Origin of the sequence: Inquilinus sp. (assembly GCF_039594555.1) — a bacterium.
GTDB lineage: Bacteria > Pseudomonadota > Alphaproteobacteria > DSM-16000 > Inquilinaceae > Inquilinus.
Genome location: NZ_JBCNNF010000433.1, coordinates 1 through 5,704, shown reverse-complemented (window position 1 = coordinate 5,704; position 5,704 = coordinate 1). Strand labels below are relative to the sequence as shown.

Annotated in this window: 8 protein-coding genes; 5 read left to right on the top strand and 3 right to left on the bottom strand. The window is 71.5% G+C overall.

Annotated features, from left to right (window positions below; genetic code table 11):
* The 3 genes from ABDW35_RS30870 to ABDW35_RS30860 form a co-directional block, all read right to left on the bottom strand.
* Window positions 1–519 (bottom strand): hypothetical protein (locus ABDW35_RS30870; RefSeq protein ID WP_343717675.1); only part of this gene is annotated, 519 nt, incomplete at its 3' end.
* A 10-nt stretch (window positions 520–529) separates the two neighbouring features.
* Complete coding sequence (locus tag ABDW35_RS30865) at window positions 530–1,114, bottom strand: pyridoxamine 5'-phosphate oxidase family protein (RefSeq protein ID WP_343717674.1); 585 nt, start codon at window positions 1,112–1,114, stop codon at window positions 530–532.
* Window positions 1,115–1,121: 7 nt separating this feature from the next.
* A complete protein-coding gene (locus ABDW35_RS30860; RefSeq protein WP_343717673.1) occupies window positions 1,122–1,808 on the bottom strand; it encodes a fumarylacetoacetate hydrolase family protein in 687 nt (228 codons plus the stop codon).
* A 98-nt stretch (window positions 1,809–1,906) separates the two neighbouring features.
* Between ABDW35_RS30860 and ABDW35_RS30855 the strand changes: the two genes are divergently transcribed.
* The 5 genes from ABDW35_RS30855 to ABDW35_RS30835 all read left to right on the top strand — a co-directional run bounded on the left by ABDW35_RS30855 (window position 1,907) and on the right by ABDW35_RS30835 (window position 5,480).
* The gene (locus ABDW35_RS30855; RefSeq protein WP_343717672.1) at window positions 1,907–2,236 is read left to right on the top strand and encodes a YnfA family protein; all 330 of its coding nucleotides are present in this window, start codon (window positions 1,907–1,909) and stop codon (window positions 2,234–2,236) included.
* A 105-nt stretch (window positions 2,237–2,341) separates the two neighbouring features.
* Window positions 2,342–3,247 (top strand): lysozyme inhibitor LprI family protein, encoded by a 906-nt coding sequence (locus ABDW35_RS30850; protein ID WP_343717671.1) that lies wholly within the window; start codon window positions 2,342–2,344, stop codon window positions 3,245–3,247.
* A 34-nt stretch (window positions 3,248–3,281) separates the two neighbouring features.
* The gene (locus ABDW35_RS30845; RefSeq protein ID WP_343717670.1) at window positions 3,282–3,890 is read left to right on the top strand and encodes a CDP-alcohol phosphatidyltransferase family protein; all 609 of its coding nucleotides are present in this window, start codon (window positions 3,282–3,284) and stop codon (window positions 3,888–3,890) included.
* Window positions 3,887–4,831 (top strand): phosphatidate cytidylyltransferase, encoded by a 945-nt coding sequence (locus tag ABDW35_RS30840; RefSeq protein ID WP_343717669.1) that lies wholly within the window; start codon window positions 3,887–3,889, stop codon window positions 4,829–4,831. The genes ABDW35_RS30845 and ABDW35_RS30840 overlap by 4 nt, the downstream gene beginning before the upstream one ends.
* A 13-nt stretch (window positions 4,832–4,844) precedes the next feature.
* Complete coding sequence (locus ABDW35_RS30835; RefSeq protein WP_343717668.1) at window positions 4,845–5,480, top strand: lysophospholipid acyltransferase family protein; 636 nt, start codon at window positions 4,845–4,847, stop codon at window positions 5,478–5,480.
* The last annotated feature ends 224 nt before the right edge of the window (window positions 5,481–5,704 follow it).

Here is a 5,704-nt window from a genome sequence, read left to right as displayed (position 1 = left end):
CAGCCACACCCGGCGGCCGCTGGCGGCGGCGGACGCCACCGGCGCGTCGGTGCGCAGGGCCAGCAGCTCCGTCGTCTCGTTGTGCGGCAGCCAGATCTCGATGGCCTTGTCGCGGTCCGGCAGGCCGGCGAAGCGCACCGTGCCGGCCGGGCCGGGTTCGGTCGTGATCGAGCCGGCGGCCATGTCGATGCGGAGGATATTGCCCCCGGTCACGCCGGACTGGCCGGCCGGCACGCCGTCGACCAGCAGGTCATAGACGCCGTCCGGGCGGGGCGGCACCCCGACATAGACCCGCCTGGTGCGCAGCGTGTCCAGCTCGATCGCGGTGGCCCGGCTGCGGAACACCAGGCGGACGCCGGAGGGCTGCGCCTCCACCATCGCCAGCTGCGGGTCGGCGCATTGCGCCCGGGCCCGGGCCGGCAGCCGGTGCGGCAGCAGGCCCCGGCCGGTGGCCTCCAGCTCCACCGCGCCGCGCAGCAGCCCGGCGGTGATCGGCGTCGCGATCCAGTCGATGGTCATGGGCAAACCCTCAGGGGATGAGCCAGTTGGCCTTCAAGGCGCCGCCGGTCCAATCGAACAGGGCGCGGCGGTCGGCGCCGGGGTCGAGGCGCACCCAGTCGATGCGGTCGACCGTCAGCACGATCACGGCGAAATTCTCCCGCCCCTCCTCCGTCCCCTCGCGCGACGGCGGCGGCAGGGCCGGGTCGGCGATCAGGGTGCCCGGCGGCCCCGGCATGCGGTAGGCGGCGCGGATCGGGCCCGGCGTCGCCGCCCAGGCGGCGTCCAGATCCGGCCCCGGCGGCAGCAGCGCCGCCCGGCCTTCGACCCGGATCTGCACCTCGTCCGCCGCCTCGTACAGCAGCAGCGCCACGGCGGGATCGGCCTCGATCTCCGCGATCTTGGCCGAGCGGCGGTCGGTGTGGATTTCCAGCCGCCGCGCCGCGGCATCGGCCGAGCGCAGCACCACCGTGCGCAGCGCCGGCCCGCCCCGGCCGTTCACGCTGGCCAGCGCGACCCGGCCGGTGGTGCGGCGGCGTTCGCCGGTGGCGCGGCCGAGCCGGCCCCAGGCATCCGCCAGCACCGCGGCCAGGTCGTCACCCGCGTCCGTCAGCACGGGGGCATCAGCGATAGGTCACCGACAGCTCGCCGACGCCGTCGACATGGCCTTCCAGCCGGTCGCCCGGCTTGACCGGGCCGACGCCGTCCGGCGTGCCGGTCATGATCAGGTCGCCGGGGCGCAGAGCCACGAAGCGCGACAGATGGGCGATGATCTCCGGCACCGGCCAGATCTGGTCGGCCAGGTCGCCGGACTGCCTGATCTCGCCGTTGATCTTCAGCCAGATCGCGCCCTTCGCCGGATGGCCGATCTCGGCCGCGGGCCGGAGGGCCGACAGCGGCGCCGACTGGTCGAAGGACTTGGCCATGGTCCAGGGCCGCGCCAGCTTCTTGGCCTCGGCCTGGATGTCGCGGCGGGTCATGTCGAGCCCGACGCCATAGCCCCAGACATGGCCCAGCGCCCGGTCGGCGGCGATGTCGGTGCCGCCGGCGCCGATCGCCACCACCAGCTCGATCTCGTGATGCAGGTCCTTGGTCGCCGCCGGATAGGCGATGGTGCTGCCGGTCGGCACCACGGCATCGGCCCATTTGGCGAAGAAGAAGGGCGGCTCCCGGTCCGGGTCGTGGCCCATCTCGCGGGCATGGGCGGCATAGTTGCGGCCGACGCAGAAGATGCGGCCCACGGGGAAGGTGGCGTCGCTGCCCAGCACCGGGACGAGGGTCTGCGGCGGCGGGGGGATCACGGTCGACATCGGGAAGTCTTCCTTGGCGGAGGCGATGGTCGGGCCGAAGCTGCGCGGGCGCGGCGAGCTTGTCAAACCCGGATGGGGCCCGGCAGCATCGGTCGCAGATGAGCTCGATTCTCGCCTTCGTCATCGCCGCCGTCGCCGAGATCGCCGGCTGCTTCGCCTTCTGGGCCTGGCTGCGGCTGGGCGGCAGCCCGTGGTGGGCGCTGCCCGGCGCCGCCAGCCTGATCGTCTTCGCCCTGGCCCTGACCCGGGTCGACTCCGATTTCGCCGGCCGCGCCTATGCCGCCTATGGCGGCATCTACATCGCCGCCTCCCTGGTCTGGCTGTGGGCGGTCGAGGGCAGCCGGCCCGACCGCTTCGACCTGGCCGGCGCGGTGCTGTGCCTGGCCGGCGCCGGGGTGATCCTGTTCGGCCGGCGCCTCGCCGCGTGACCGTCCCGCTTCCGCCACGATCCCGCCCGGTTTGCGCGCGGAGATGATGCCCGCCCCAGGACGGATGTCCTTGCCATCCCGCTCCGCCTCGTGTCCAAGGTTGCCATGACCATGAGATCCCTGCTGCTCGCCGCGGCCGCCCTCCTCGCCCTCTCCGCCCCCGCCCTGGCGCTCGACTGCGGCAAGGCGTCGACCAAGCTCGAGCACGCGATCTGCGGCGACAAGCGGCTGAAGGCGGCCGACGCGGCCATGGGCCAGGCCTATGCCCAGATCCTCAAGGCCGCCACGGGCGACGCCGAGATCCACGAGATGCTGGTCGCCAGCCAGCGCCGCTGGCTGGCCGCGCGGGACCAGGACCTGGGCGACCCGGAGAGCTGGCCCGAGGATGCCGACCGCGATGTCGACACCTGGCACGACAAGATCCTGTCGCTGATGCAGGACCGCACCAATGTGCTGAAGGACCGGTCCAAGACCGAGCCCGGGCAATTCTCCCTGATCGCGGAGGCGCAGGCGCAAAGGCGCTTCCTGGCCCGGTACACCGGCGGCCCCTTCGCCGGGTTCGAGACCCGCTGCGAGATCTTCCCGGCCCATGCCGGCTCTTGGGCCGACTATTATTCCTGCTTCGCCACCCGCACCTATCAGAACCACGACCGGGTCTGCAGCGTGGACGAGGATTGGGCGACCTACCGCACCTACGAGACCCGGTCGATCGCCGATGTGGTCGACGGCAAGCTGAAGCCGGTGGCCAGCTGCGCCGTGGACGGGAACAACGATTCCACCTGTCCCGACGGGCCGGCGAGCGACAACCCCGATGCGCGCTGGAATCTGCAGCCCAAGGCCGAGGAGGCAGGCAATGCCGGGAGCGCGGACGCCAAGGCGGCGGCCCTGCCCAAGCTGGATGCCGAGGCCTGGGGCTCGCTGGACGACACCCCCTGGATGCGCGCCTGCCTGACCGATCCCGACTATCCGAAGGCCGACCCCACCAGCGACGGCACCCCAAAAAAGCCATGACGCCCGCGATGGTATGATGGGGATCGGGGGGTCCATGCCATCGCTCTACGACATCAAGCCGAGATTCCAGGCGCTGCTGCGTCCCACCGCCGCCCGGCTGGCACAGAAGGGGATCAGCGCCAACGCCGTGACCCTGGCCGCCGCCGGCCTGTCGGTGCTGCTGGGCCTGGTGGTCGCCGCCACCGGCTGGTCCTGGCTGTTGCTGCTGTACCCGCCCTTCCTGCTGCTGCGCATGGCGCTGAACGCCATCGACGGCATGCTGGCGCGGGAGTTCTTCGCGCCGACGCCGCTGGGCGCCCTGCTGAACGAGGTCGGCGACATGGTGTCGGACGCGGCCTTGTACCTGCCGCTGGCGCTGCTGCTGCCGGCGCCGCCCTGGCTGGTGGTGGTGACCGTGCTGCTGGCGGTGATCGGCGAGGCCGCGGGCATCGCCGCCCGCACCATCGGCGCCGGCCGGCGCTATGACGGGCCTTTCGGCAAGTCCGACCGGGCCTTGGCCTTCTCGGTCCTCGCCGTCGCGGCCTTCTTCCAGGTGCTGGCCCCGGCGCTATGGATGCCGCTGGTGCTGGCGGCGCTGCTGCTGCTGTCGGTGCTGACCATCCTCAATCGCGTCCGCGCTGCCCTGGCGGAGATCGGCGCATGATCGCCGGGCTCCACGTCGATCCCACCGTCGCCTGGGCGCTGGCCGCGCTGGTCGCCGTTCTGGTCGTCGCCGAGGCCGCCGTCCTGTATCTGCGCCGCGCCAAGCCGGCGAAGGACTGGACCGAGCTCAGGCTGCGCATCCGGTCCTGGTGGGTGATCGTGATCGCCGGCGGCATCGCCCTGGTGCTGAACCCCATCGCGGTGCTGGTGGTGCTGGCGGTGGTCAGCTACCTGGCGCTGAAGGAATACCTGTCGGTGGTGCCGACAAGGCGGGCCGACCGGGCGGTGCTGCTGGTCGCCTATCTGGCGATCCCGACGCAATGGTGGTGGATCGCGCAGGAGCAGTACGGCTTCTTCATCATCTGGGTGCCGGTCTACCTGTTCATGGTGGTGCCGGCGATGATGGTGCTGCGCGGCGAGGTCACCGGCTTCCTGCGCGCCCTGGGCACGCTGCATTGGGGCCTGATGCTGTGCGTCTTCGCCATCGGCCACGTCGCCTATCTGTTCGTGCTGCCGGAGGACGGCCAGGCCGGGCCGGGCGGCGCCGGGCTTCTGCTCCTGCTGCTGATCCTGACCCAGGGCAACGACGTGGCGCAGTATGTCTGGGGCCGGATCTTCGGCCGGCACAAGATCGCGCCCTCGGTCAGCCCGAACAAGACGGTGGAGGGCTTCGTCGGCGGCCTGGTCACCACCACCATCGTCGCCGGGCTGATCGGGCCGCTGCTGGCGCCGCTGTCCTGGCCGATGGCCCTGTGGGTCGGGGCGCTGATGGCGGTCAGCGGCTTCTTCGGCGACCTCACCGTCTCCGCGGTCAAGCGCGACATCGGCATCAAGGACACCGGCACGCTGATCCCCGGCCATGGCGGCGTGCTGGACCGGATCGACAGCCTGATCTTCGCCGCGCCGCTGTTCTTCCACTTCATGCGCTATTTCTACTACTGAGGGCCGGCCGACGATGTGGCGCCTGCTGTTCCACTGGCTGGTGACCAAGCCCGCGATGCTGCTGTTCGTGGGCCTGCATGTGCGCAATCCGGAGCGGCTGCCGATGACCGGGCCGGCAATTATCGTCGCCAACCACAACAGCCATGCCGACACGGTGGCCCTGACCTCGCTGTTTCCCAGCCGGATCCTGCACAAGGTGCGGCCGGTGGCGGCGGCCGACTATTTCATGAGCAGCCGGGCGATGGCCTGGTTCTCGACCCGCTGCATGGGCATCCTGCCCTTCGACCGCCATGCGCGGGAGCGCGGCGAGGACCCGCTGACCGGCTGCGTCGAGGCGCTGGACCGCGGCTGCATCCTGATCCTGTTCCCCGAGGGGTCGCGCGGCGAGCCGGAGCGGCTGCAGCGCTTCAAGAAGGGCATCTGCCACCTGGCCAGGCGGCGGCCGGACGTGCCGATCGTGCCGGTCTATCTGCACGGGCTGGGCAAGGTGCTGCCGCGCGGCGCCTTCCTGCCGGTGCCGTTCTTCTGCGACGCCTTCATCGGCCCGCCTCTGTCCGACCGGCCGGAGGACACCGACGCCTTCGTCGAGGGGTTGGAGGCGGCGATGGCGAAGCTGGTCGAGGGCACGAGGTTCCCGGAATGGGATTGATGGAGAGACGGCAGGTCCCTCTCCCCGTCATCGCGAGGCGCGAAGCGCCGTGGCGATCCATAGGCCGGTGCCGCTGGATCGCCACGCCCCTGCGGGGCTCACAATGACGGTCCTGGCATCCAGGCGGCCGGCATGAAGGATCGGTCTCTCATCCTCCTCGCCTTCCTGTGGGGCGTGGCCGAGGCCAGCCTGTTCTTCGTGGTGCCGGACGTGCCGGTGTCGCT

Coding starts and splice junctions, on each gene's coding strand:
- ABDW35_RS30860 (WP_343717673.1), bottom strand. CDS start 1,808: ATGTCGACCGTGATCCCCCCGCCGCCGCAGACCCTCGTCCCGGTGCTG.
- ABDW35_RS30855 (WP_343717672.1), top strand. CDS start 1,907: ATGAGCTCGATTCTCGCCTTCGTCATCGCCGCCGTCGCCGAGATCGCC.
- ABDW35_RS30850 (WP_343717671.1), top strand. CDS start 2,342: ATGACCATGAGATCCCTGCTGCTCGCCGCGGCCGCCCTCCTCGCCCTC.
- ABDW35_RS30845 (WP_343717670.1), top strand. CDS start 3,282: ATGCCATCGCTCTACGACATCAAGCCGAGATTCCAGGCGCTGCTGCGT.
- ABDW35_RS30840 (WP_343717669.1), top strand. CDS start 3,887: ATGATCGCCGGGCTCCACGTCGATCCCACCGTCGCCTGGGCGCTGGCC.
- ABDW35_RS30835 (WP_343717668.1), top strand. CDS start 4,845: ATGTGGCGCCTGCTGTTCCACTGGCTGGTGACCAAGCCCGCGATGCTG.